The sequence below is a fragment of the Burkholderia sp. Ac-20344 genome (assembly GCF_017104975.1).
Classification (GTDB): Bacteria; Pseudomonadota; Gammaproteobacteria; order Burkholderiales; family Burkholderiaceae; genus Burkholderia.
This window is the reverse complement of record NZ_JAAGPP010000069.1, coordinates 19,678-45,138: the sequence shown is the minus strand read 5'-3', so window position 1 is coordinate 45,138 and position 25,461 is coordinate 19,678. Positions and strand designations below refer to the sequence as shown.

Genomic DNA, 25,461 nt, shown 5'->3' with positions numbered 1-25,461 from the left:
CGGTTCTTCGGCGCGGCGACCGGCGCGCTCGACCGCGCGGGCGTGCCGTGGCGCGTCGCGTTCACGACGCCGAGTCTCGCCGGGCTATGGGCGGCGGCGGCGGCCGGTCTCGGGCTGACGGTGCGCTCGCACTACGGGCTGCCCGCGTCAGTGCGCGTGCTCGATGCGGCTTCGTGCGGGCTGCCGGCACTGCCGAGCCTGCCGCTGATCCTGCTGCGGCGCACGTCGTCGGCGACGCCGACCGTCGATCGGCTCGTGCGGATCGTGAAGCAGGCGGTGCGGGATGCGACGGAGGGGGCAGGGGCGGCGCTGGCGGCTTGATATCGATCGACACGCATGCGGTCGGCTGGACATTCGGCCTATTGGAGAAACGGAGCGAATGTCGTGACAATGGTCGGCCACTCAATGGAGCCCTTCATGCAAGTTGTCACCGTCCCCGAAGCCACACTCGATCTTCAGCGGCTGCTCGATGCCGCGATCGGCGGTGAACGCGTCGTGATCATGCAGGACGGCAAGCAGTCGGTCCGGCTCGTGCCGCTTGAACCCATCCATCGGTTCGGCGCCCTCAAGGGGCAGATATGGATTGCAGACGACTTCGATGCACCCCTTTCCGCCGAAGATCTGGCCGAGTTCGAAGGGAAGTAATGCGGTTGCTGGTCGATACGCACATCTTTCTCTGGATGTGGGGCGATGATCCGAAACTGAGCGTTCGCGCGCGTAGGCTGATCGCCAGCGCCGATGCCGTGTTCGTCAGCAGCGCGAGCATCTGGGAGATGGCGATCAAAGCCGGGAAGGGAAAGCTGGACGTCGACGTGGATCTGCTAGTCGATGAGATCAAGACGAGCAAGTACCGCGAGCTACCGGTCAGGGCTACGCACGGCGCTGCCGTGCGTCATCAGCCACCTCATCATGGTGACCCGTTCGACCGGTTGCTCGTTGCGCAAGCGTGGTGTGAACCGCTGTTGCTCGTCACGGCCGACAGCCACCTCGCGCAGTATGGCGCGTCCCGAATCCTGACAGTCTGAAACAGTTTCGGGTGCAAAATCCTATGCGGCTGCGGCAGCTTGCCCGGACGTTTCCAGTTCCGCACAGATGGCTGCCAGCCGCTCCCGCAACCCTTCACTCGCCGGCACGAACGGCAGCCTCAACCCGTCCTCGCACCACCCTTGCGCGGCCAGCACGGCCTTCACCGGCGCCGGGTTCGGCTCCGCGAACAGCGCCGCGACGAGCGGCTGCAGCGCGACCGACAGACGCCGCGCATCGGCGAGCCGCCCGTCGCGCAGCAGCGCATGGATGCGCACATGCCATTCGGGCAGCACGTGCGCGCTGCTTGCGATCGCGCCGTGCGCACCGGCGCACATGGCCGCGAAGTTCTGGTTGTCGTCGCCGGACAGGATCGCGAGCGGCGTGTCGTGCACGAGCCGGCTCATCCGGTCGAGCGTGCCGCCGCATTCCTTGATGCCCGCGACGCGCGGGTCGCGCGCGAGCGCCTGCAGCGTCTCCAGTTCGACGTTCACGCCGGTGCGGTACGGGATGTTGTAGACGAGCACAGGCAGGTCGGCCGCGTCGACGATCGCCTCCACGTGGCGGCGGATGCCGTCCTGCGTCGGCCGCACGTAGACGGGTGGCGTGACGAGCAGCCCGTCGGGCCGCAACGCCGCGAGTTCGCGCGCGCGGGCGGCCGCGAAATGCGTCGCGCTCGCGGTCAGCCCGACGACGATCGGCAGCCCGGGCGCCGCGTCGCGCAGCGTCGCGAACACCGCGTCCTGTTCGCGCGCGTCGAGCAGCACGCCTTCACCGGTCGTCGCACCCGCGACGAAGCCCGCGATGCCTGCGGCTGCATAGTGGCGCGCGAGTCGCGCGAGCGCGGCATGGTCGACTTCGCCGTGGTGGAACGGCGTGATGATCGGCAGCCAGATACCTTCGAAACGTGTGTTCATGCAAAGCCTCATGGTGGAAACGGAGTGGGAAGGAACCGTTCCGCCGGCGGAGTGCCGGAGCGAGGCGTGCGAGCAAGGAGAAAGAAACGACCTGCGGGCATCCCGTCCGGCATTCGCCTGACGGGACGCGACGTCCCCGTCAGTCGAGGAGTCGTTTTTTCAGTTTCAGCCCGGCCGCGCGCGCACCTGCCGCGACGGCGGCGAGGATCGGAAGCGAGCGCAGGGCAGCGGACATGGAGGAACCGTGAAATGGGCTGAGCGGCGATCTTAACACCGGATCGACGGCGCGCGCGAGCGTCCGCCGCCTTTTAGCAGGATTCGAGATTTGCTTTCCACGACTGATTGGAAAGCACGCCGCGCCCGGCCGCTAGAATGCCCGCTTACGTTTCGATGACAGCGCGTACGCGTGCCGTCACGCACATTCACCACCACTGGAAACGGGGCATATCACGATGGCAAGCATGAAGGGGATCGGCCGCTGGCTGCACACGGGCGCGGCGGCGGCGCTGGTCGTGGCGGCGACGGCCGCGCACGCGGATACGTCGATCCTGAACGTGTCGTACGACGTGACGCGCGAGCTGTACAAGGACATCGACACGGGCTTTGCCGCCGCCTACAAGCAGAAGACCGGCGAGACGGTCTCGATCAAGCAGTCGCACGGCGCGTCGAGCGCGCAGGCGCTGTCGGTGCTGCAGGGGCTGCAGGCCGACGTCGTGACGATGAACCAGCCGAACGACATCGACCTGCTCGCCGAGCGCGGCCAACTGCTGCCGAAGGACTGGCGCGCGCGCTTCCCGGACAACAGCTCGCCTTACTCGACCACGATGGTGTTCCTGGTGCGCAAGGGCAACCCGAAGGCGATCAAGGACTGGGGCGATCTCGCGAAGCCGGGTGTCCAGGTGGTCATCGCGAACCCGAAGACGTCGGGCAACGGCCGCTACGCGTATCTCGCCGCGTGGGGCTTCCAGAAACAGAAGGGCGCGACCGACCAGCAGGCGATCGACTTCGAGAAGGCGATCTTCCGCAACGTGCCGGTGCTCGACTCCGGCGGCCGGGGCGCGACGACGACGTTCACGCAGCGCGGCATCGGCGACGTGCTGGTCACGTTCGAGAACGAAGTCGCGCTGATGGACACCGGTGCATCGGGCGCGCAGTTCGACGCCGTGTATCCGTCGGCGAGCATCCTCGCGGAGCCGCCCGTCGCCGTCGTCGACAAGGTCGTCGACAAGAAGGGCACGCGCAAGGTCGCGCAGGCGTATCTCGACTACCTGTACACGCCGGACGCGCAGGAGATCATCGCGCAGCACCATCTGCGCCCGCGCGACGCGAACGTGCTGAAGAAGCATGCGGCCGAATTCAAGCCGCTGAAGACGTTCAGCGTCGAGCAGGTCTTCGGCAGCTGGGCGAACGCGCAGAAGACGCACTTCGCGGACGGCGGCACGTTCGACCAGGTGATCGTCGACCGGAAGTGAGTGCGGCACGCACTGCGTGCTCGCCCGCACGCTGACGACGCAGCCGGCCGCTTCCGCGGCCGTTTTTTGGCGCCGCGCGGCCGGCGGCGCGGCGGATTTCCCTTCCGAACCGGCACCCATACCCGGCCGCCGCCGCGCGTGCTACGCTCATCGCCTTCCCGCTTCCGGCACTGCGCGATGAACGTCGATTCGTCCTCCCCAGCTTCCCGCGGCCGTGGCCGCAAGATCTGGTCGGGCACGCGCCCGGTCATCGCATACGGGATGCCGCCGCTCGGCTGGCGCGACCTCTATCACCGCGCGCTGACGGTGAGCTGGCCCGTATTCTTCCTGTCGCTCGCGGTGCTGTTCCTGCTGCTCAACGGCGGCTTTGCGGCGCTCTACCTGCTTGGCCACGCGCCGATCGCGAACCAGTCGCCGCCCGGGTTCGGCGGCGCGTTCTTCTTCAGCGTCGAGACGCTCGCGACCGTCGGCTACGGCGACATGCATCCGCAGACCGTCTATGCGCACGTGGTCTCGACGTTCGAGATCTTCATCGGGATGTCGGGCATCGCGCTGGCTACAGGGCTCGTGTTCGCGCGATTTTCCCGTCCGCAGGCGAAGATCCTGTTCGCGCGCTACGCGGTCGTCCGGCCGCTGAACGGCAGGATGACGCTGATGGTGCGTGCCGCGAATGCGCGCCAGAACGTGATTGCCGAGGCGCAGGCGAAATTGCGGCTGATGCGCGTCGAAGGCACGCACGAGGGCTATACGCTGCGCAAGATCCACGACCTGCCGCTCGTGCGCAGCGAGCATCCGATCTTCCTGCTCGGCTGGAACCTGATGCACGTGATCGACGAATCGAGCGCGCTGTTCGGCGAGACGCCCGAATCGCTCGCCGCACGCGACGCGTCGTTGCTGATCACGATCGAGGGCTCGGACGAGACGACCGCGCAGGTCATGCAGGCGCGTCACTCGTGGGCGCATGGCGAGATCCGCTGGCGTCACCGCTATGTCGATCTGATGCACGACGAAGGCGGCATCACGCACATCGACTACACGCATTTTCATGAGGTGGTGCCGGTCGACGTCGACACGGACGAGCGCGGCACGCCGGGCGCGGTGATCGATGCCGGCGCCGCGGCGTCGGGCCCGGCCGCGTAGGTGCGCTCGCGGGCGGCTGGCGGCGGCGCCCACGCGCGACACGGTCTACGCGTCTACACGTCTACACGTCACGCGTGCAGCAGGCGCGCCGCTTCGCGCTGTTCGATCGAGACCGCGCGGTGGAATGCGTCGCGGTCCTCGGCGCGCGCAACGTAGTCGCCGAGCACGCCTTCGTGCGGCAGCAGATGCGCGTCGAATGCGATCTTCAGCGTGCTGGCGAGCAGCAGGTCGGCCGCGGTGAAGCGGTCGCCGACGAGCCACGGACTATGGGCGAGCGCTTGCGCGAGTGCGCGCTGCACGCGCGTGATGTTGCCCCAGCCGAATGCGACCGGATTGCCCGACGCGCCGGTGAATTTTTCGGCCATCGCCGGTTCGAGGCAGGTCGGCGTGAAGAACATCCATTGGAGGAAACGGCCGCGCAGCGGATCGTCGGGTGCGATGCCGAGCCCGGCACCCGGGCAGCGGTCGGCAAGATAGAGCAGCACGGCGCCCGATTCGGCGAACGGCACGCTGCCGTCGTCGAGCGCAGGCAGCTTGGCCATCGGATTGACCTGCACGAACGCGTCGCTGCCCTGTTCGTGCGAGCGCAGGTCGATCGGCACGAGTTCGTACACCACGCCGAGCTCCTCGAGCATCCACAATGCCCGGAATGCCCGGGTCTTCGGCCAGTAGTAGAGCTTCATCGTGCCTCCGCGTTTGGGTGCCGCTGTCGGTCCGGTGGATGCTCAAGCGTACCTGAGCGCGGGAGGTTCGGACAGGGGCGCCCTGCCAGGGGCGCCCGGCTAGGGGCGCGCGACCGGGCCGCCCATCTGCGAGTGAAGGCCGGATGCATTATGTGTTGAGCGTGAAGCGGGCACAAAACCGGGCAAAGCCTGATGCAATAAGAGTGTTGGTGAATAACTAGTCATATTAAGACTAGTTATAAATTAGGTGAGAAACGTCGGCGTAAGCCAGCCTGACGCGCACGGCATCGCGGAGCCCGCAGCGCCCGCGCGCACCGCGACACTGGTATCCGGCCGCGATCGCCGATGCATCGCGAAACAGGGAAATCATGGGAGACAACTCACGCATGGCACACGACGATCGCACCACGATCATTCCGGGAAGAACGCCGGAATCGGCGGCGATGGTGGCCGAGGTCAGGCGGGCGATGGCGATCGCCGCACGGATCAACCGCCTGACATTCGACGATGCGGCCGAGGTTCGCGCATTGTTCGGAGAACTGATCGGTGTGCCGATGGACGACGGCTTCGTGCTGATCCCGCCGTTCCATGCGACGGGCGGCACCGGCATGAAGCTCGGGCGCAACGTGTTCGTCAACCAGAACTGCACGTTCTACGATCTTGGCGGGCTCGAGATCGGCGACGACGTGATGATCGGGCCGAACGTCAGCCTCATCACGTCGGGCCATCCCGTCGAACCTTCGCGGCGGCGCGGCTTCGTCGTCGCGAAGCCGATCGTGATCGAGCGGAACGTATGGATCGGCGCCGGCGCGACGATCATCGGTGGCGTGACGGTGGGCGAGAACTCGGTGGTCGCGGCCGGGGCCGTCGTCACGCGGGATGTTCCGCCGAATGTGCTGGTCGGCGGCAATCCGGCAAAGGTCATTCGGTCGATTGCCGAATAACGCTGCACGAGGGCGCGCCCGTTCGATACAGCCTGGCCGGACGGATGTGGATAACCCACCCTCGGCGCGACTCGAAACGCTGTGCATTTGAACGGTGAGGGTGCCGCCGAGGGCGTCTGGGCGGGGCTTTCCGGTGACGACCCGGTAGCCGCCGCCGGATGCGTGGGCCGTTCCTGTCGATGTTCCGACGAAGGTCGCGCCGCGCGATCGGTTGTGGATATCCTCACGCCGAAACCACTCGGCACCCTGTGCATTTCACAGGTGAGGGTCACCCGATGATGTGGAATGCATGAAGCGGGTTGTGGACAACTCCCCCGCGGAACGAGGCGAAATGCTGTGGAATTCAACGGTGAGGGTCGGCGCCCGATGAGGCGGCGTGCCTGTCCTGGCGCGGTTTCCCGATCTTTGCCGTAGTTCGGGGCGCCGCGCATTCTAGCCGACCGCGCGTATGCGTGGCGGAACCGTGTGTGCGTCGCGACGTGGATATCCGGTTCCGGAAGCCACCCGAAGGGCCGTGCATTTTAACGGTGAGCGCGGGCGCGTGGTCCGCAACGCGCAGATTTCGCTGCGAATCGCCGCGTTCGCGAGCGGCTCGAAGCGCCAGGCAATGCAAAGGTGCGCATGTACACGCGATCGGCGGTCAGCATCGCCAAGATGCGATCATTCGGCGACCGGCGCCGTCGGAAGCGGCGTGCATGTCCGGCTCGGACGCGAGCATGCAAGCGAGGACAACACGGACTCCCGTGTGGATATCCCGCCGCCGAAACGACTCGGGGCACTGTGCATTTTGATGGTGAGTGTCAGTGCCCGATTGGCCGATGAGCCGCTTCCAGCATGGATTGCCGGCCGACTGCTCCTTTCGGGACACGCATCCGCGATCGCTCGACGGATGCTCGTCCATGTGGATATCCTGCGCCCCGAATCACTCGAAGGGCTGTGGTTTTCAACGGTGAGGGTGCCCGCGTGGCCGGACGGCAATGCCGGATCAGGCGTGGATAACGGCCGTTGCAGCGACTCGAAGCCCTGTGTACTTCGACGGTGAGTGCCAGCCCGCGATTGTGCAGCATGCGCGTTCTGGCGTCCCTATCCGACCGACAAACCCAATTGCGATCCTGTGTATTTGAACGGTGAAGGTGAGCCGAGGATCGACGCAATACGCCGTCATCGATGTGGATATCCGCGGTTTAAACCCACTCGTCGTGCTGTGAATTTCAACGGTGAGCGTCGGCACGCGAGCGAACCGCATGCCGATAACGGTGTGGACACCCAGGCCTCCACGCCACTCGAAACGCTGTGCAATCGAACGGTGAGTGCGCGAGCCCGATCGGCCGAGAGGCGCGGCATTGTGGACATCCCGCGGCCCCGACCAATCGGAACGCTGTGCATTTCAATGGTGAGGGTGACCGCCTCCAGCCGCTGAAACCCTTTCCACACGGGGCGCGAGCGTCAGCCGCCGCATGCTGCGGGCCGTAGTCGGGCAATCGCGCGCTTTCCGGGCAAACGGCCGACCCGCCCCGCACGTCGCCCATCCCGCCCGGCGGTGGTGCGCGAAAACTCTCTCAAATCCCGGCAAAAAGCTGCGCAGTTTTTCTCGCTGCGGCCCCGTCCGAGCAAGATGAGAAAAAACATTCTCGGCTGCGCGCGAAAAAATAGAGCCATTCGCTGCCGGCTCCCACGCGTCGCCCGACGTCCTGCCGTGCAGCCCAGAACAGCACCGCACCGCAAAATCAGGAGACTTCCCCCATGACCGCCCGCCTGCCCGTCGACGGCCCGCCCGCCCTGTCCGACTACCGCCTGACCGACAACCTGACCGCGACGCGCGGCCGGATCTTCCTGACCGGCACGCAGGCGCTGGTCCGCCTGCTGCTGATGCAGCACACGGTCGACACCGAACAGGGGCTCAACACGGCCGGCTTCGTCAGCGGCTATCGCGGGTCGCCGCTCGGCATGGTCGACCAGCAGCTGTGGAAGGCGAAGAAACTGCTCGACGCCGGCGGCGTGCACTTCCTGCCCGCGATCAACGAGGAACTCGGCGGCACGGCCGTGCTCGGCACGCAGCGCGTCGAGGCCGATCCCGAGCGCACGGTCGAGGGCGTATATGCGATGTGGTACGGCAAGGGCCCGGGCGTCGATCGCGCGGGCGACGCGCTGAAGCACGGTAACGCGTACGGTTCGTCGCCGCATGGCGGCGTGCTGGTCGTCGCGGGCGACGACCACGGCTGCGTGTCGTCGTCGATGCCGCACCAGAGCGACTTCGCGATGATTGCGTGGCACATGCCGGTCGTGAACCCGGCGAACATTGCCGACATGCTCGAATTCGGCCTGTACGGCTGGGCGCTGTCGCGCTACTCGGGCGCGTGGGTCGGTTTCAAGGCGATCTCGGAAACGGTCGAATCGGGTTCGACCGTCGACCTCGACGCATTGCAGACGCAGTGGCCGGCACCGGAAGGCTTCACGCCGCCGGCGGGCGGCCTGCACAACCGCTGGCCGGACCTGCCGAGCCTCACGATCGAGGCGCGCCTCGCCGCGAAGCTCGACGCGGTGCGCCATTTCGCGCGCACCAACAGCATCGACAAGTGGATCGCGCCGAGCGCGCAGGCGAACGTCGGCATCGTGACCTGCGGCAAGGCGCACCTCGACCTGATGGAAGCGCTGCGCCGCCTCGACCTGACGGTGGCCGACCTCGACGCGGCCGGCGTGCGGATCTACAAGGTCGGCCTGTCGTATCCGCTCGAAATGACGCGGCTCGAAACCTTCGTCGACGGGCTCGCCGAAGTGCTCGTGATCGAGGAGAAGGGCCCGGTCATCGAGCAGCAGATCAAGGACTACCTGTACAACCGCGCCGAAGGCGCGCGCCCGCGCGTGCTCGGCAAGCACGACGCCGCCGGCGCCTGCCTGCTGTCCGAGCTCGGCGAGCTGCGCCCGTCGCGCATCCTGCCGGTGTTCGCCGACTGGCTCGCGCGCCACAAGCCGGCGCTCGACCGCCGCGAACGCGTCGTCGATCTCGTCGCGCCACAGATCCTGTCGAACGAGGCGGACGCGGTGAAGCGCACGCCGTACTTCTGCTCGGGCTGCCCGCACAACACGTCGACGAAGGTGCCGGAAGGCTCGATCGCGCAGGCCGGCATCGGCTGCCACTTCATGGCGTCGTGGATGGAGCGCGACACGACCGGGCTGATCCAGATGGGCGGCGAGGGCGTCGACTGGGCCGCGCACGCGATGTTCACCAACACGAAGCACGTGTTCCAGAACCTCGGCGACGGCACCTACTTCCACTCGGGCATCCTCGCAATCCGTCAGGCGGTCGCCGCGAAAGCGAACATCACGTACAAGATCCTCTACAACGACGCGGTCGCGATGACGGGCGGCCAGCCGGTCGACGGCAGCATCTCGGTGCCGCAGATCGCGCGGCAGGTGGAGGCGGAAGGCGTGTCGCGCTTCGTCGTCGTGTCCGACGAACCGGAGAAGTACGACGGCCATCACGGCCAGTTCCCGCCGGGCACGACGTTCCATCATCGCAGCGAGCTCGACACCGTGCAGCGCGAGCTGCGCGAGACGCCGGGCGTCACCGTGCTGATCTACGACCAGACCTGTGCGGCCGAGAAGCGCCGCCGCCGCAAGAAGGGCGAATTTCCCGACCCGGACAAGCGCCTGTTCATCAACGACGCGGTGTGCGAAGGCTGCGGCGATTGCGGCGTGCAGTCGAACTGCCTGTCGGTCGAGCCGCTCGAAACGCCGCTCGGCCGCAAGCGCCGCATCGACCAGTCGTCGTGCAACAAGGACTATTCGTGCGTGAACGGCTTCTGCCCGAGCTTCGTGACGGTCGAGGGCGCAGCGCTGAAGAAGGCCGCCGGTGCCGCCTTCGACGAAGCCGCGCTCGCCGTGCGCGTCGATGCGCTGCCGGTGCCGGCCACGCATCTCGACGCAGCGCCGTTCGACATGCTCGTGACGGGCGTCGGCGGCACCGGCGTCGTGACGGTCGGCGCGCTGATCAGCATGGCCGCGCACCTCGAAGGCAAGAGCGCATCGGTGCTCGATTTCATGGGCTTCGCGCAGAAGGGCGGCTCGGTGCTGTCGTTCGTGCGGATCGCATCGAGCGACCGGTGGCTGAACCAGGTGCGCATCGACACGCAGCAGGCCGACGTGCTGCTCGCGTGCGACATGGTCGTCGGCGCGAGCGCCGAGGCGCTGCAGACGGTGCGCCACGAGCGTTCGCGGATCGTCGTCAACACGCACCGGATCCCGAACGCATCGTTCGTGCAGAACCCCGACGCGAACCTGCATGCAGACGCGCTGCTCGAGAAGATGCACCACGCAGCCGGCGACGGCTACCTGTCGAGCTGCGACGCGCAGGCGCTCGCCGCGAAATTCCTCGGCGACTCGATCGGCGCGAACATCCTGATGCTCGGCTACGCGTGGCAGCTCGGCCTCGTGCCGGTGTCGCTCGCCGCGATGATGCGCGCGATCGAGCTGAACAACGTCGCGGTGCCGATGAACAAGCTCGCGTTCTCGATCGGCCGGATGGCCGCCGGCGACGCGGCGGGCCTCGATGCGTTGTGGAACGCGCGTCACACGGTGGCCGTGCATGCCGCGCCGGAGACGCTCGCCGAGCTGATCGCCGATCGCGAAGCGCGTCTCGATGCGTACGGCGGCGCACGCTATGTCGAGCGCTACCGTGCGCTCGTGAACGCGGCGCGAGCGAAGGGCGACGATGCGCTGACGCGCGCGGTCGCGACGACGTTCTACCGGCTGCTCGCGGTGAAGGACGAATACGAGGTTGCGCGGCTGTACACGGACGACGCGTTCCGCACGGCGCTCGAAGCGCAGTTCGAAGGCGTGCCGGGGCAGGCCTATCGCGTGAAGTTCAACCTTGCGCCGCCGACGGTCGCGAAGGCCGGCAGCGACGGCAGCGCGCCGAAGAAGCGCGTGTTCGGCCAGTGGATGTGGCCGGTGTTCGGCATGCTGGCGCGCGTGCGCAGCCTGCGCGGCACGTGGCTCGATCCGTTCGGCCGCACCGTCGAGCGCAAGATGGAGCGCGCGCTCGCCGACGACTACGAGACGACGCTCGCGCGTGCGTTCGCCGCGATGACGGCCGGCAATGCGGCGCAGATCACGCAACTGGCCGACCTGCACGCACGCGTGCGCGGTTTCGGCCACGTGAAGGTGCGCAACCTGGCCGGCGTGAAGCACGCGGAGCGCGAGCTCGCCCTGCAGCTCGGCATCGAAGCGGTGACGAGCGCGGCCGTGCAGCACGCGCTCGACGAGATGAAGGGCGCGGGGATGCTGAAGGGGATTCCGGTCGTCGTTGCGAAGTAACGCGAACGCGGGCGGATGTGAAAACGGCGACGCTGGTGCGTCGCCGTTTTTTGTTGGGCGGCTGCTGCGCAGAGGCAGGAGCCGGCCCGTCAGAGAATGCCTTTCTTGCGTGTCGACAGCGCCGTCTCCGACAGGTCGATCTCGCGGAGCAGCTTCGTCAGCGTCTCGTCGGAAATCTTGCTGTCGCTGCGCAGCCGGTACAGCGCGGAGCGTTCCGCGCGCACCGCCGCGATCCGCATCTGCAGCTCCATCGTTTCGGCCTGCTTCGCTTCCGCGCGCGGCGTGGGGCCGTCCTCGGCGAGCGTCGCGAGGCGACGGCGGTACTGGTCCATCACGCGCGCGGAGATGTCTGCGCAGCGTGCGGCGCCCGATTCGTCGAGATCGGTCGAGATCGCGTCGTGCGACGAATCGATCGCGCGGATCGCCGCCTGTGCGGCGGCCGTGCGCGCGGCGCGTTCCTCGCCGCTGAGCGGGCCGCGCGACGAACGCACGCCGCGCAGCAGCAGCGGCAGGCCGATCACCGCAACGATGAGCGAGCCGAGGATCACGGCCGACGCGACGAAGATCGCCGTGTCGCGGCCCGGCAGCGGCACGCCGTCGGACAGCGCGACCGGAATCGACAGCACGCCGGCGAGCGTGACCGCACCGCGCACGCCACCGACCGTCATCACCGCGATCGTGCGTACGCCGGTCATCATGCCCCCGAGGCCCTGGCGTGCGGCGCGGCGGCTCGCGAACCAGCGCAGCAGCCAGACCCACAGGAAGCGGATCGCATACAGCGCGAGCATCATCGCGCAGACGTTGAAGATCATCCGGCCGACGAGCGCGTCGCTCGTGTGGTGCGCGTCGACGAGCGTGCGGCCGATGATGTGCGGCAGCTGCAGCCCGAGCATGATGAACACCATGCCGTTGAACACGAACTCGATCATCGCCCACGTGCTTTCGGCGCGCACGCGCGACGCGACGGTGCTTTTGCGCGAGAAACTCGTGTAGTTCATCATCATCCCGGCCGACACGGCCGCGAGCACGCCCGACAGATCGAGGTGCTCGGCGAACAGGTAGGCCGCGAACGGCACGAGCAGCGTCATCACGATGCCGGGGGCCGGATCGCCTTCCTGCTCGGCGTTCAGGAAGCGCGTCGACAGCGCGCTGAATGCCCACGACACGAGCGCGCCCGTCGCGAGCCCGCCGGCGGCGACGATCACGAACGTGACCGATGCGTCGCGCAGCGAGAACATGCCCGTCAGCGCGGCCGCGATCGCGAATTTCAGCGCGACGAGGCCCGACGCGTCGTTCATCAGCGCCTCGCCTTCGAGGATGTGCATCAGCTGCGGCGGAATCCGGCCCTTGCCGGCGATGCCCGACAGCGCGACCGCGTCGGTCGGCGACAGCACGGCCGCGAGCGCGAACGCGATCGGCAGCGGCAACTCGGGTATCAGCCAGTGCGCGAAGTAGCCCACTGCGAGTACCGTCATGAACACGAGCCCGAAGGCGAGCATCAGGATCGCGCGGCGCTGCAGGTACAGCTCGCGCTTCGGAATCCGCCAGCCGTCCGCGAACAGCAGCGGCGGAATGAACAGCAGCATGAAGATCTCGGGATCGAACGTGACGTGCAGGTTCAGCTTCGGCCATGCGAGCATCGCGCCGAACGCGATCTGCATCAGCGGCAACGGGAGTTGGAACGGCAGGATGCGCGTGACGGCGCCGGACAGCGCGACGGTCAGCAGCAGGATCAGGACAGTGAAGACGATTTCCATCGATACGGCGAATACGGGGAATGAAACGATCGTACGGAGTGTAGCGTGACAGCGTAACGGATGCGTTCGAGCGGTCGGTGCGTGCGCACGGAAATGGTGCGCATGACGTGCGCCGCGATGGTGCGGCGGCACGGTGCACCCGCGCGGCGCAAGGGTTGCCGGCACCTCGCACGGAGCTTGCTTGATGTGGGGCTGCCGCCCGGCGTCGACCGGGCAACCGAGGGTCCAACCATGACATTGCACGCGCTGCTCGCTTCGTCGGGCGCCGCGTTCGAAGGCACTACCAGGAGGAAGGCATGACGATCGTGCAACAGGAGCGTCCGGTCGCCGCGTCGCCGTACCGGTTCGAGCGGGAGGTGAGTTCCGGCCTCGAACGTCTGGCGACGCAGCACCGCGACCTGACGCTCACGACCGTGTTCCAGCCGATATTCAGCCTGTCGCACCAGCGTGCGGTGGGCTACGAGGCGCTGCTGCGCGCGCACGATGCGCTCGACCGCGCGGTGTCGCCGCTCGACGTGTTCGGCGAAGCCGCGCGCCAGGGCGAACTGCTGCAGCTCGACCGGCTCGCGCAGGCGCTGCATCTCGAGAACTTCGCGCTGCTCGGCGCCGAGCGCGAGTGGCTGTTCCTCAACGTCCATCCGGGCGTGCTCACCGACCCGTTCCAGGCGGCCGCGCTGCTCGCGAACCTGAAGCGGCTCGGCATGCCGCCGCGCCGCATCGTGCTCGAAGTGCTCGAGCAGCGCGCGGAAGACGTCGAGCGGCTTGCCGAGGCCGTGCGCGAATTCCGCACGCACGGCTTCCTGATCGCGCTCGACGATTTCGGCGCGGGCCACTCGAACCTCGAGCGGATCTGGCAACTGAACCCGGACATCGTGAAGCTCGACCGGATCATGCTGTCGCACGCGGCGCACCGCACGGGGCTCACCGCGATCCTGCACGGGCTCGTGACGCTGCTGCACGAGGCCGGCAAGCTGGTGCTCGTCGAGGGCATCGAGACCGAGCACGAGGCGCAGATCGCGCTGTCGTGCGAGGCCGATTTCGTGCAGGGCTACTACTTCGGCCGGCCGGCGCCCGGGCTGCCCGACAGCGCGGCCGCGACGGGCTGCATCGGCGAGCTGACCGAGCGCTTTCGGCAGCAGACCGAAGTGCGCGAGCGGCGCGATGCGCAGCGGCTTGCGCCGTACCTGCGCGCGTTCGAACGCGCGGCCGAGCGTCTCGCGGCCGGGGAGTCGCTCGACGAGGTGTGCTGGAACTTCCTCGCGCTCGATGCGGCCGCGTGCTGCTTCCTGCTCGACGCGCACGGCCGCCAGTCGGGCCGCAACGTCGTGCTGCGCGCCGACCGCGCGCTCGCCGAGGCGCGCTTCTCGCCGCTGGCGGACGCGCAGGGCGCGAACTGGCTGCGCCGGCCGTATTTCCGCTCGGCGATCGCCGAGCCGGGGCGCGTGCAGGTCACGCGGCCGTACCTGTCGATCAACGAGGCGCAGCCGTGCGTGACGCTGTCGGTGGCCGTGCGCGTCGGCGATACGCAGCGCGTGCTGTGCGGCGATATCGACTGGGCCGACGACGAAGCGGACGCCGGTTAGCTAGCACCGCGGGCGGCGAGGCGAGCGGAGCGGGCCGGCGCGGGGCGGCCGTTGCGTTCGCCGCGTGCTTCCCCGACAATGGCCCGACCGCGGCCGTCGTGACCGCGAGCGCGCCGTCCCGGGGGCCACCATGGCGGCGAATAACAAGGAAAACACAATGAAAAGACCGATTTCGCTGACCATTCTCGCGTGGATCATCATCGTGACCAACGCGATCACGTGCATCTATACGCCATTCACGATCGGCATGCCGACCACCCAGGCGCTGCTGTCGCACTACCTGCTGCCCGTTTGGGCGACGCTCGGCATCAGCGTGATCCTCGAAGCCGTGAACGTCGTGATCGGCATCGCGATCCTCAAGGGCCGCGAATGGTCGCGCAAGGCCTACATCGCGACGGCCGTGTTCGGCTTCGCGTTCTCGTTCGTCAACATGCCGGCGTCGATGTTTGCGGTGCTGATTCCGGGCTTCCTGCTGTTCGCACTGTTCGTCTACCTGCTGTTCCGGCGCCCCGCGACCGCGTATTTCCAGGCGAGCGCATGAGTGTCGTGCGCAACGCGCTCGCGATCGTGCTGTTCACGATCGCGGGCATGTGCGTGATCACCGCGCAGATGATGGCGTTCATGAAGCTCGGCCATACGGGGCCGGTGCTCGTGTTCGTCGCCGTGCTGTTCGGGGTGTCGGCCGTGCTCCTGGCCGTGGGCGCATTCGCCGGCGCGTTCCGGCCACGCGCACGCGGCGCGGGCATCGCGCTGCTGATCGCGAGCGCGACCACCGCGTTCGGGATGATCGGCTGGGTGACGCTCCTGCTGGCGCCGGGGATCGTCGAGGTGATGCAGCAGCAGGGCGTGGACGTGAGCGCGCGGATGTTCCGGTTCGCGCCCGGCGCCGTGGCGACCGGCCTGTCCGCGCTCGCCGGCGTGTGGCTCGCGCGGCGCGGCTGACGGTGTAATTGACGGCGTGACTCACGGCGCGGCGGCCGGCACGCTGGCGTCCGCCACGCGGCTCGGCTAGGATGCGCGAATTGTCCTGACGATTCGCGGGCCGCCCATGAACCGAAACGCCGCCTCTTCCGTCCTTCTCGAAGTGATCGCCACGACCGTCGGCGATGCGAAGGCCGCCGCCCGCGCGGGCGCCGACCGCCTCGAACTCGTGACCGCGATCACCGAAGGCGGGCTGACGCCGAGCGTCGGCCTGATCGAAGCCGTCGTGGCCGCCGTGCCGATTCCCGTCAACGTGATCGTGCGGCCGCACAGCCGGTCGTTCGTCTACGACGCCGACGACCTGCGCGTGATCGAGCGCGACGTGCGCGCGGCCGTCGCGGCGGGCGCGAACGGCGTCGTGTTCGGCGCGCTCGACGCGCGCGGCGACGTCGATCTCGGCGCCTTGGCCCGCATCGCCGCCGCGGCGGACGGCCGCGCGCTGACGTTCCACCGCGCGTTCGACGTGTCGCGCGACCTCAATGCCGCGTTCGACGCGTTGCTGCGCGTGCCGGCCGTCACGTCGGTGCTGACGTCGGGCGGCCATCCGTCGGTGCTCGACGCGGTCGCGACGATCACGCGGCTGGTGCGGCAGGCGGCAGGCTCGACCTGCACGGTGCTGGCCGGCTCGGGGCTCACGATCGACGCGGTCGGCGATTTCGTCCGCGCCACCGGCGTGCGTGCGGTGCATTTCGGCTCGGGCGTGCGGCCGCGCGGCGAGGTGCTGGCACCCGTCGACGAAGCGCGCGTCGAGCGCGTGCGAGCAGCGCTCGACGGCGCGGCGGCGCACGTGTGACGCGCACGTCGCACGCACCGTTATGACACTCCGGGACGCCCGCCGGAAGGGAGAGCCACATGACGGACGCCTCTCGCGCCGCACCGGACGGCGCAGCCGACGACTGCGCGCCGGGCCGGGACGCGATCGAGGCGCGCTCGCGCGCGTCCATCCGGTGGGCGCTGGCGCGCACGCTGCAGCCGCGCGCCGGCGAGTATGCGGTCGACGGACTCGACGGCCTACGCTGGCGGGGCGAGAAGACCGTGATCCGCGATGCGCAGGGCAACCCGGTGCAGACGATCGGGTGAAAAAAAGCCGGGGTATGCCCCGGCTTTTTCGTTGGTACGTGGTGCTGCCGCTTACGCGCTCGCCTGCATTGCGTCCGCGTCGCTCGCACGGATGCCGAGGCGCGCGAACAGCGCGCGATCCTTCTGCGACTGCGGGTTGCTCGTCGTCAGCAGCTGGTCGCCGTAGAACATCGAGTTCGCGCCGGCGAGGAAGCACATCGCCTGCAGCCCGTCGTCGAGCTGTTCGCGGCCGGCCGACAGGCGCACGACGGCCTTCGGCATCGTGATCCGCGCAACCGCGATCGTGCGCACGAATTCGAACGGGTCGAGCGGCGCGGTGCCTTCGAGCGGCGTGCCTTCGATCGCGACGAGGTTGTTGATCGGCACCGAATCCGGATACGGGTTCAGGTTCGCGAGCTGCGAGATCAGGCCCGCGCGTTCGCGGCGCGATTCGCCCATCCCGATGATGCCGCCGCAGCACACGTTGATGCCCGCGTCGCGCACGCGGTCGAGCGTGTCGAGGCGATCCTGGTAGGTGCGGGTCGAGATCACCTGGCCGTAGAACTCCGGCGACGTGTCGAGGTTGTGGTTGTAGTAGTCGAGGCCCGCGTTCGCGAGTTCCTGCGCCTGCTCGTCTTCCAGCATGCCGAGCGTCATGCAGGTCTCGAGGCCGAGCTCCTTCACGCCGCGCACCATCTCGGTCAGCGCCGGCATGTGGCGCTCCTTCGGGTTGCGCCACGCGGCGCCCATGCAGAAGCGGCTCGCGCCGTTCGCCTTCGCGGCGCGCGCGGCATCGAGCACCGCGTCGACGTCCATCAGCTTCTCGGCCTTCAGGCCCGTGTCGTGGTGCGACGACTGCGAGCAGTAGCCGCAGTCTTCCTCGCAGCCGCCCGTCTTGATTGACAGCAGCGTCGACAGCTGCACCGCGTTCGCGTCGAAGTGTTCGCGGTGCACCTGCTGCGCGCGGAAGATCAGGTCGTTGAACGGCAGCTCGAACAGCGCGACGACGTCGGCGACGCGCCAGCGCTGCGAGGCCGGAGCGGCCACGGGAATCGCGTCGGGTTGCACGGTGGCGGTCTGGGCTTGGGTCATATCGTTTTCCTGTCCTGGTCGGGGATGAGGGATCGGGGGATCGGGGGGATCTGTTTCTGTTGGGTCAATGCTGCGCGGCGCGCAGCGTCTCGACGAGCGCGGCGATGTCGAGCATTGCCGCGGCGGATTCGGGGGCGGCCGGGCGCATGTGCGGAATGCGGCCGAGCAGCGGCGCGCCGTGCTCGCGGGCGAGCCAGTCGCGCATCGTCGCGACGTTCTCGTCGGGGAACGACATGGCCGGGTCGACGTGGTTCGCGACCCAGCCGGCGAGCTTGAGGCCGCGCGCGGCGATCGCGTCGGCGGTGAGCAGCGCATGGCTGATGCAGCCGAGCCGCACGCCGACCACGAGCACGACGGGCACGCCGAGCGCGACCGCGAGATCGGCCATGTCCTGCGTGTCGTTCAGCGGCACGCGGAAGCCGCCGGCGCCTTCGACGACGACGATCTCCGCGCGCGTCAGCGCTTCGCGATGGCACGCGACGATCGTGTCGATGTCGAGCGTCACGCCTTCCTGCGCGGCGACGATATGCGGCGCGGCCGGTGCTTTCAGCAGGAACGGCGTGCGCAGCTCGGGCGGCAGCACGACGTTCGCGGCCGCGTCGAGCTGGTCGGCGTCCTCGTTGCGCCACACGCCGTCGCGTTCATACGCGCCGGCCGCGACGGGCTTCAGCGCGGCGGCGCGCAGGCCGTGCCGCGCGAAGCCGTGCAGCATCGCGGCCGACACGAAGGTCTTGCCGATTTCGGTGTCGGTGCCGGTGACGAACAGCGAGAGCGGGGCGGTCATGCTGCAGTCTCCCGCCGGGCCGCCCCAAGGGAGGCTGCAGCCTCCTCGGGGGGAGCCGTGCATGGGACCGAAGCAAGCGCTGAAGCGCCAACTCCGGTCGACAGCGAACGAAGTGAGCGTGGGGGCTGTTCCGTCTCCTGCACGGCCTGCGTCTCGCTGGCTTCGATCAGCGCGGCTTCGAGCCGCGCGAGATCGTCGAACGAATGCGCGGCCGACAGCGACACGCGCAGCCGCGACGTGCCGACGGGCACCGTCGGCGGCCGGATCGCGGGCACCCACAGGCCGTGCGCGTCGAGCGCGCGCATCGCCGCGAGCGTCGCGTCGTTGCTGCCGATCACGAGCGGCTGCACGGCCGTGTGCGAATCGACCGGCTGCCAGCGCGTGTTGCGCAGCAGCGCGCGCGTGCGTTCGATCAGTGCGGCGAGATGCGCGCGTCGCGCGTCGCCTTCGTCGCCCGCGATCACCTTCAGGCTGGCCGATACCGCGTGCGCGACGGCCGGCGGCGCGGCCGTCGTGAAGATGTAGCTGCGCGCACGCTGGATCATCCATTCGATCACGGTCTCGTGCGCGATCACGAACGCGCCCGCGACGCCCGCGGCTTTGCCGAGCGTGCCGACGTACACGAGATGCGGCGAACGCAGCGCGGCGGCTGCGAGCGCGCCGCGGCCCTGCGGGCCGAGCACGCCGAAGCCGTGCGCATCGTCGACGACGAGCCACGCGCCGTGGCATTCGGCCAGCGCGACGAGTTCGGCCAGCGGCGCGATGTCGCCGTCCATGCTGAACACGGTGTCGCTGACGATCAGCTTCGTCTCGGCATCCGATGCGTCGAGCAGCGCGGCGAGCGCGGCGGTGTCCGCATGCGGATAGACCTGTACGTTCGCGCGCGACAGCCGCATGCCGTCGATCAGCGACGCGTGGTTCAGCGCGTCGGAGAAGATCGTGGCGCCCTTGCCGGTGAGCGCCGTCATCGCGGCGAGGTTCGCCATGTAGCCGGTGCTGAAATACAGCGCGCGCGGCGCGTCGGAGAAGCCGCCCGAGAACGCTGCGAGTTCTTCTTCGAGCGCCGCGTGCGCACGCGAATGGCCGCCGAGCAGGTGCGAGCCGCCGCTGCCGGAGCCGTAGCGCTGCGCGCCTTCGGCGAATGCGGCGACGAGCGCCGGATGCGCGGCGAGGCCGAGATAGTCGTTGCTCGCGAAGCCGACGATCTCGCGGCCGTCGACGGTCATGTGCGCATCGCACGCGGTATCGGCGGTGCGGCGCATGCGTCGCAGCCCTTGCGCGTCGAGATCGGCGAGGCCGCGTTGCAGCGAGTCGAGCAGCGGGTTCGTCGCTGCCTCCCGCCGGGCCGCCCCCTCGGGGGGAGCCGTGCATGGGACCGAAGTAAGCGCTGAAGCGCCAACTCCGGTCGACAGCGAACCCAGTGAGCGTGGGGGCTGTTGTGTCATTGAGAGACCTCCGCGAGCGTCGCATCGAGCGTGTCGCGCGTGCGTTGCGCGAGCCATGCGATGTCGTCGTCGTTCATCACGTACGGCGGCATCAGGTACACGGTCGTGCCGATCGGGCGCAGCAGCAGCTCGCGTTCCAGTGCGCGTTCGAAGAAGCGCCGCGAGAAGCCGCGCGCCGCGTCGCCGTCGAGCGCGACGTCGAACGCGAACAGCGTGCCGCGCTCGCGCAGGTGGCGCACCTGTGGGTGCGCGTCGAGCGGCGCGAGCGCCGCGCGCATCGTCGCCGCCTTGCGGGCATTTGCCGCGAGCACGTCGTCGCGTGCGAACAGGTCGAGCGTCGCGACCGCCGCGCGGCACGCGAGCGGATTGCCGGTGTACGAATGCGAGTGCAGGAAGCCGCGCGTCGTGTCGTCGTCGTAGAACGCGGCGAACACGTCGTCGCGCGTGAGCACGAGCGACAGCGGCAGGTAGCCGCCGCTGATGCCTTTCGACAAGCACAGGAAATCGGGCCAGACGCCGGCCTGCTCGCACGCGAAGAAGGTGCCGGTGCGGCCGCAGCCGACTGCGATCTCGTCGGCGATCAGGTGCACGCCGAATTCGTCGCACAGCGCGCGCAGCCCGCGCACGTACGACGGATCGTGCATCGCCATGCCGGCCGCGCACTGCACGAGCGGCTCGACGATCAGCGCGGCGATCCGGTCGCCGCGTTCGACGAACAGGCGCCGCACGTCCGCGAGCGCGCGGCCGGCGACGTCGGCGGCCGTTTCGCCCGGCAGCGCGCCGCGCGCGTCGGGTGACGCGACGACATGCGCATGGCGGATCAGCGGGTCGTACGCGTCCTTGAACAGCGCGACGTCGGTCACGCCGAGCGCGCCGATCGTCTCGCCGTGATAGCTGTTCGCGACGCAGACGAATTCCTGCTTGTTCGCGCGGCCGCGGTTGCGCCACGCATGGAAGCTCATCTTCAGCGCGATCTCGACGGCCGACGCGCCGTCCGACGCGAAGAACGCATGGCCGAGCGTGCGCGCGGTGAGCGCGTGCAGCCGCTCCGCGAGCTCGATCGCCGGCTCGTGCGTGCAGCCGGCGAGCATCGCGTGCTCGAGCGTGTCGAGCTGGTCCTTCAGCGCCGCGTTGATGTCCGGGTTCGCATGACCGAACAGGTTGACCCACCACGAGCTGATCGCGTCGAAGTAGCGGCGGCCGTCACGGTCGTAAAGCCACAGGCCTGCGCCACGCGCGACGGGGATGAGCGGCAGGCGCTCGTGATGCTTCATCTGGGTGCAGGGATGCCAGACCGCGCGCAGGCTGCGCGCGACCCAGTCGTCGGTGGCTGGCGTACTCAAGGCGGCTCCGGGGGATAAAACGGCGGCGCGGCATCGACGGGATGCCGCGCGGCGAGATACGAAACGCGCTGAGATTAGCGTGTTCCGCGACCCGTTGCACTACCGGTTACAAACGCCGCCAAGCCTTGCTGGACGGGAGTTCGGCGCAGATTGGGGCGGCTCGGGACGGTACGGTCCAGATGTCCCGAAATGACCGCAGATGACGACGTTCGAGTGAGCCCCCCCAACCGAAAAAAATCGTGGGGCGGGCGGGGCGGTCGGGTGAAAAATCGGGGCGCGAAGGGGGAGGGCCGTGCGGGATGATGCGGCCTCCATGCGATCGGAACGAGAATGACTGCGAGCGGTGACGAGGGGAGCCCGGGCGTGGCGCGGCGAGACCGCGCGTTCACGCCGGCATGGGGTCGCGATGCGCGCCTGGTGCGCGACATCCGGCGCGAACGCCGCACGCAGTGCGTCCACGAAGCGACAAAAAGGGGGGAACGAAAAAAGGGCGGCGGGCCGCCGCCCGTCAGCGCGAAGCCAGCGCAGGCGTACCGGTGTCGCGTGCGTTGCTGTCGTCGTTGTCGGCCGTCTGCGTCGTGTTCCACACGACCCGGTCGTTGACCGCATACAGCCGGCACGCGCCCGCGTCTTGCTTCGCGCAGTTGTCGAGCGCGAGCGCCATCGGGTCGTCGCCGCCTTCGGCCCACGACCACGCGCCTTCCGACGACACCGCGAACGCGCGGCTCGGATGCTGGTTCAGGAAGCGGCGATAGCCTTCGCGGCCGGCTTCGTCGACGTACGGCACCGCGTTGACCGCGTCGATCGACGCGAAGCCGCTCGCCTTCGGCTCGTGCGGGTTCGCGACGGCGTAGCGCACCGAGGTCGGCAGGTTCAGCTTCGCGAGGAACGCGTTGACGGCCGGCCACCACACGGGCACGCCGTCGCGATCGACGATCAGCCGGTGCGCGTCGTCCTTGTAGCGGCCGAAATCGATGAACTGGGCCTGCGTGCCGTGCGATACGTACGCGTCGTGCATCTGCGCGACGAGCCCGGGCGTCCACACCGAGTCGTTGTCGCCGTACAGCCACAGCGACCGCACGGCCGTGTGCGCGCCGTACTGGTCGAACGCGTCGACGAGGTTGCGCTGCCAGCCGTCGCAGAGGTCCTGGCGCAGCCCGCCGGAGAAGTTGATGATGCCGCGCACGCCCGGTGCGGCTTCGGTGCCGTACGCGACCGACACGAGGCCGCCGTGCGACGTGCCCGCGACGACGATGCGCGACGCATCGACATACGACTGGCGCGACATGTAGCGCACCGTCGCGTCGACGTCGGCGGCCTGCACGAGGCCGTTCTTGCCGACGTTGCAGCCTTCCTGCTGGTACGTGCCGCCGGAGCCTGCGAAGCCCTGGCGGTTCGGCGCGATCACCGCGTAGCCGCGGCGCACGAATTCGCGCGCGAACGCGAGCGGCCGGCTGCGCGGCTGCAGGTGGAGATCGCCGGTGTTCTTGCCGTGGTTGAAGACGACGAGCGGGAACGGGCCGGGGCCGTTCGGCTTGAAGAGCGTGGCCTCGAGCGTGACGGCGCCCGATGCGTCGGCCGGAATGCGGAGGATCTGTTCGTTCAGGTCGGCGGCGACCTGCGGCAGGTTCGAATCGCTGTAGTCGAAGCGCTCGGCGTGGGCGAGCGACCCGCTGGCGCCGGCACCCGACCCCGTATTGGCGTTCGGCAGCGTACCGGCCTGAGCGGCCGACAGCGCACACGCCGCCATCCATCCCACCAATACCTTGCTGAACGCCATTCGTAAGCCCTGCCATGCAACATGACCAATTTGAGGTCATCGTAGCCCGACAAATTCGGGTTGTGCAATGCGGGAATTACCCGGCGTCTGACACAGCAACTATTTGTCAGCGTTCACTTACTTCGCCGTCGACGTAGCGCCAGAAACCGTGCTCGTCGCGCTCGAAACGGCTCGTCTCGTGGAGCCGGTATGCGCGTCCGCCGACCTTGTAGCGGGCCACGAATTCAACCTCCGCGTGCCGTTCGTCGAGCGGCGCGTGGCGTTTGACCGCGAGGCCGAGCCAGCGCGGCGCGTCGGGCGCGTCGGGATCGGTGTCGAGATCGGGCGGGCAGGTGCGCGCGGCCCACGTCGCGCGCAGGTAGTCGGTCGCGCCGAGCACGTACGCGCTGTACCGCGAGCGCATCAACTCGAGCGCGGTCGGCGCGGCTTCGCCGCCGTCGATGAAGCGGCCGCAGCAGGCCGCGTAGCGGGGCGCCGGTGCTTTGCCGGCGGGAGCGGGGGACGCGCCGCCGCACGGGCACGCGTCAGGTCGGTTCAAAATCATGCGAAACGGGAATTAACGACGCAAAGTTGTCGGCTGCCTACCAGCTGAGCTCGATACCGTCGTACTGGAAGAAACGGCCGTTTGCCTGCGACACGTCCGCGCCGGATTCGGCGATCACGCGGCGCATGCCGGTTACGCTCGTTTCCGGATCGATCGCGGCCTGCGCGCCGCCCATGTCGGTGCGCACCCAGCCGGGGTGGAGCGAGATGCACGCGGCGTGGCGTGTCTGCAGCGACGCGATGCGCAGCGCGTCGTTCAGCGCGGCCTTGCTTGCGCGGTACAGCCAGCCGGTCGTGCCGGTCGCCTCGGCGATGCTGCCCATCCGGCTCGACACGACGGCCAGCACGCCGCGCGCGTCCTCGACGAGCGGCAGCACGATCGGCAGCAACTGCATCGGCCCGCGCACGTTCGTATGCATCACCGCGTCGAAATCCTCGGCGGTGATGGTCTCGACGCCCTCGGTGCGCGGCCCGTACACGCCCGACACCAGCACGGCCGCATCGAGCCGCTCGCCGTCGAGCTTCCAGCCGAGCGCCGCGATCTGCTCGGGCTGCGTGATGTCGAGCGCATGTGCCTGCGCGCCGAGCGTGCGCAGCGCGTCGAGCGATGCGTCGTCGCGCGCGGTGGCGATCACGTTCCAGCCGTCGCGCCGGTATTGCCGGACGAATTCGCGGCCGAGGCCGCGCGATGCACCGACGATCAATGCGGTTTTCATGCCCGTCGCTCCTTTGCGTGGCGCCGCCGTGGCGGCGGCGCCGGGGTCAGATCCGTTCGAAGGCCGGCGCGGCTGCACGCCGGCGCGGTTGCCGCTGCCGAGGCCGCCGCGTTACTTCGCGTCGTCGCACGGCTTCAGCGTGGCGGCGACCGCCTGCGCGACGCCTTCGAGCCGAGCGGCGTCTGCCGCGATCATGTCGTTGTCCGGCGCATGCTCGCCGCCGGCGGTGAGCGCCGACACGCAGCGCTTGTAGGTCGGGTCGAGCGCGGCGAAGTTCGACACGGCCATCCCGAGGTTGCGCATCCGGCCGTCGTGCACGCCGTACACGAGCCCGTGCACGGTGAGCGACTGGCCGCGGGCCCATGCGTCGTTGACGATCGTCGTGCGGCACACGTTGACGACCTGCTCGATCGCGTTCAGCTCGATCAGGCGGCGATAGCGCGCTTCGCCCACCGGCCATTCGTCGAGCAGCGCCGCGTGGCGCTCGCGCACGTCCTGCACGTGGTGCAGCCAGTTGTCGGCGAGGCCGACGCGGCGGTTGTGCAGGGCCGCGTTCACGCCCGAGCAGCCGTAGTGGCCGACGACCATGATGTGCTTCACGCGCAGGATGTCGACCGCGAACTGGATCACCGACAGGCAGTTCAGGTCGCTGTGCACGACGACGTTCGCGATGTTGCGGTGCACGAATACTTCGCCCGGCGGCAGGCCGATGATCTGGTTCGCGGGCACGCGCGAGTCCGAGCAGCCGATCCATAGATATTCCGGCGCCTGCTGGTCAGCGAGACGCGCGAAGAATTGCGGATCGTCGCCGAGCTTGCGCTTGACCCAGGCTTCGTTGTTGTCGAACAGATGTGAAAGCGGATTGTCTTGGGTGCTCATCGGT

Annotated in this window: 23 protein-coding genes; 12 read left to right on the top strand and 11 right to left on the bottom strand. The window is 68.7% G+C overall.

Going from position 1 to position 25,461, the window contains the following annotated elements; genetic code table 11:
• The 3 genes from G3N64_RS21345 to G3N64_RS21335 all read left to right on the top strand — a co-directional run.
• Positions 1-321 (top strand): LysR substrate-binding domain-containing protein (locus G3N64_RS21345; RefSeq protein WP_241021133.1); only part of this gene is annotated, 321 nt, incomplete at its 5' end.
• A gap of 96 nt (positions 322-417) precedes the next feature.
• Positions 418-645 carry a prevent-host-death protein gene (locus G3N64_RS21340; RefSeq protein ID WP_205785695.1) on the top strand — a complete coding sequence of 76 codons (228 nt, stop codon included), beginning with the start codon at positions 418-420 and terminating at the stop codon, positions 643-645.
• Positions 645-1,025, top strand: coding sequence for a type II toxin-antitoxin system VapC family toxin (locus G3N64_RS21335; protein WP_205785694.1), 381 nt, complete (start codon positions 645-647; stop codon positions 1,023-1,025). Before G3N64_RS21340 ends, G3N64_RS21335 begins: the two co-directional genes overlap by 1 nt.
• A 21-nt stretch (positions 1,026-1,046) precedes the next feature.
• On the opposite strand, the gene dapA is transcribed toward G3N64_RS21335, so the two are convergent.
• Positions 1,047-1,940 (bottom strand): 4-hydroxy-tetrahydrodipicolinate synthase, encoded by an 894-nt coding sequence (gene dapA / locus G3N64_RS21330; RefSeq protein ID WP_205785693.1) that lies wholly within the window; start codon positions 1,938-1,940, stop codon positions 1,047-1,049.
• Between the two features lie 452 nt (positions 1,941-2,392).
• Here dapA and G3N64_RS21325 point away from each other — a divergent pair, with 452 nt between their 5' ends.
• Positions 2,393-3,412, top strand: coding sequence for a sulfate ABC transporter substrate-binding protein (locus G3N64_RS21325; protein WP_205785692.1), 1,020 nt, complete (start codon positions 2,393-2,395; stop codon positions 3,410-3,412).
• 177 nt (positions 3,413-3,589) lie between these two features.
• Complete coding sequence (locus G3N64_RS21320; protein ID WP_205785691.1) at positions 3,590-4,552, top strand: ion channel; 963 nt, start codon at positions 3,590-3,592, stop codon at positions 4,550-4,552.
• A 68-nt stretch (positions 4,553-4,620) separates the two neighbouring features.
• On the opposite strand, the gene G3N64_RS21315 is transcribed toward G3N64_RS21320, so the two are convergent.
• Positions 4,621-5,235 carry a glutathione S-transferase gene (locus tag G3N64_RS21315; RefSeq protein ID WP_205785690.1) on the bottom strand — a complete coding sequence of 205 codons (615 nt, stop codon included), beginning with the start codon at positions 5,233-5,235 and terminating at the stop codon, positions 4,621-4,623.
• A 386-nt stretch (positions 5,236-5,621) separates the two neighbouring features.
• On the opposite strand from G3N64_RS21315, the gene G3N64_RS21310 reads away from it, so the two are divergent.
• Both G3N64_RS21310 and G3N64_RS21305 read left to right on the top strand, forming a co-directional pair.
• The gene (locus G3N64_RS21310; protein ID WP_205785689.1) at positions 5,622-6,179 is read left to right on the top strand and encodes a sugar O-acetyltransferase; all 558 of its coding nucleotides are present in this window, start codon (positions 5,622-5,624) and stop codon (positions 6,177-6,179) included.
• A gap of 1,743 nt (positions 6,180-7,922) precedes the next feature.
• Positions 7,923-11,495, top strand: a complete 3,573-nt coding sequence (locus tag G3N64_RS21305; protein WP_205785688.1) for an indolepyruvate ferredoxin oxidoreductase family protein — start codon at positions 7,923-7,925, stop codon at positions 11,493-11,495.
• Between the two features lie 89 nt (positions 11,496-11,584).
• Here the strand turns inward: G3N64_RS21305 and G3N64_RS21300 are convergent, their stop codons facing one another.
• Positions 11,585-13,252, bottom strand: a complete 1,668-nt coding sequence (locus tag G3N64_RS21300) for a Na+/H+ antiporter (protein WP_205785687.1) — start codon at positions 13,250-13,252, stop codon at positions 11,585-11,587.
• 296 nt (positions 13,253-13,548) lie between these two features.
• On the opposite strand from G3N64_RS21300, the gene G3N64_RS21295 reads away from it, so the two are divergent.
• The 5 genes from G3N64_RS21295 (at position 13,549) to G3N64_RS39835 (ending at position 16,896) form a co-directional block, all read left to right on the top strand.
• Positions 13,549-14,835 (top strand): EAL domain-containing protein, encoded by a 1,287-nt coding sequence (locus G3N64_RS21295; protein ID WP_205785686.1) that lies wholly within the window; start codon positions 13,549-13,551, stop codon positions 14,833-14,835.
• Between the two features lie 157 nt (positions 14,836-14,992).
• A complete protein-coding gene (locus tag G3N64_RS21290) occupies positions 14,993-15,376 on the top strand; it encodes a hypothetical protein (protein WP_205785685.1) in 384 nt (127 codons plus the stop codon).
• Positions 15,373-15,777 (top strand): hypothetical protein, encoded by a 405-nt coding sequence (locus G3N64_RS21285; RefSeq protein ID WP_205785684.1) that lies wholly within the window; start codon positions 15,373-15,375, stop codon positions 15,775-15,777. The genes G3N64_RS21290 and G3N64_RS21285 overlap by 4 nt, the downstream gene beginning before the upstream one ends.
• A gap of 106 nt (positions 15,778-15,883) precedes the next feature.
• A complete protein-coding gene (locus G3N64_RS21280; protein ID WP_085042717.1) occupies positions 15,884-16,609 on the top strand; it encodes a copper homeostasis protein CutC in 726 nt (241 codons plus the stop codon).
• A gap of 59 nt (positions 16,610-16,668) precedes the next feature.
• Complete coding sequence (locus G3N64_RS39835) at positions 16,669-16,896, top strand: hypothetical protein (RefSeq protein WP_241021132.1); 228 nt, start codon at positions 16,669-16,671, stop codon at positions 16,894-16,896.
• A 51-nt stretch (positions 16,897-16,947) separates the two neighbouring features.
• Here the strand turns inward: G3N64_RS39835 and bioB are convergent, their stop codons facing one another.
• The 8 genes from bioB to can form a co-directional block, all read right to left on the bottom strand.
• Positions 16,948-17,967, bottom strand: a complete 1,020-nt coding sequence (bioB, locus tag G3N64_RS21270) for a biotin synthase BioB (protein ID WP_205785683.1) — start codon at positions 17,965-17,967, stop codon at positions 16,948-16,950.
• Between the two features lie 64 nt (positions 17,968-18,031).
• Complete coding sequence (gene bioD / locus G3N64_RS21265) at positions 18,032-18,751, bottom strand: dethiobiotin synthase (protein ID WP_205785682.1); 720 nt, start codon at positions 18,749-18,751, stop codon at positions 18,032-18,034.
• Positions 18,748-20,196 (bottom strand): 8-amino-7-oxononanoate synthase, encoded by a 1,449-nt coding sequence (gene bioF, locus G3N64_RS21260; RefSeq protein ID WP_205785681.1) that lies wholly within the window; start codon positions 20,194-20,196, stop codon positions 18,748-18,750. The genes bioD and bioF overlap by 4 nt, the downstream gene beginning before the upstream one ends.
• Positions 20,193-21,539, bottom strand: coding sequence for an adenosylmethionine--8-amino-7-oxononanoate transaminase (bioA, locus tag G3N64_RS21255; protein WP_205785680.1), 1,347 nt, complete (start codon positions 21,537-21,539; stop codon positions 20,193-20,195). Before bioA ends, bioF begins: the two co-directional genes overlap by 4 nt.
• A gap of 508 nt (positions 21,540-22,047) precedes the next feature.
• Complete coding sequence (locus G3N64_RS21250) at positions 22,048-23,319, bottom strand: CocE/NonD family hydrolase (protein WP_205785679.1); 1,272 nt, start codon at positions 23,317-23,319, stop codon at positions 22,048-22,050.
• A gap of 106 nt (positions 23,320-23,425) precedes the next feature.
• On the bottom strand, positions 23,426-23,863 hold the full coding sequence (locus G3N64_RS21245) for a YchJ family protein (protein WP_126363589.1): 438 nt from the start codon (positions 23,861-23,863) through the stop codon (positions 23,426-23,428).
• 37 nt (positions 23,864-23,900) lie between these two features.
• Positions 23,901-24,578: an SDR family oxidoreductase gene (locus tag G3N64_RS21240; RefSeq protein WP_205785678.1), complete on the bottom strand. Its 678-nt coding sequence runs from the start codon at positions 24,576-24,578 to the stop codon at positions 23,901-23,903.
• Positions 24,579-24,689: 111 nt separating this feature from the next.
• Complete coding sequence (can, locus tag G3N64_RS21235) at positions 24,690-25,457, bottom strand: carbonate dehydratase (RefSeq protein ID WP_205785677.1); 768 nt, start codon at positions 25,455-25,457, stop codon at positions 24,690-24,692.
• Between the last annotated feature and the right edge of the window lie 4 nt (positions 25,458-25,461).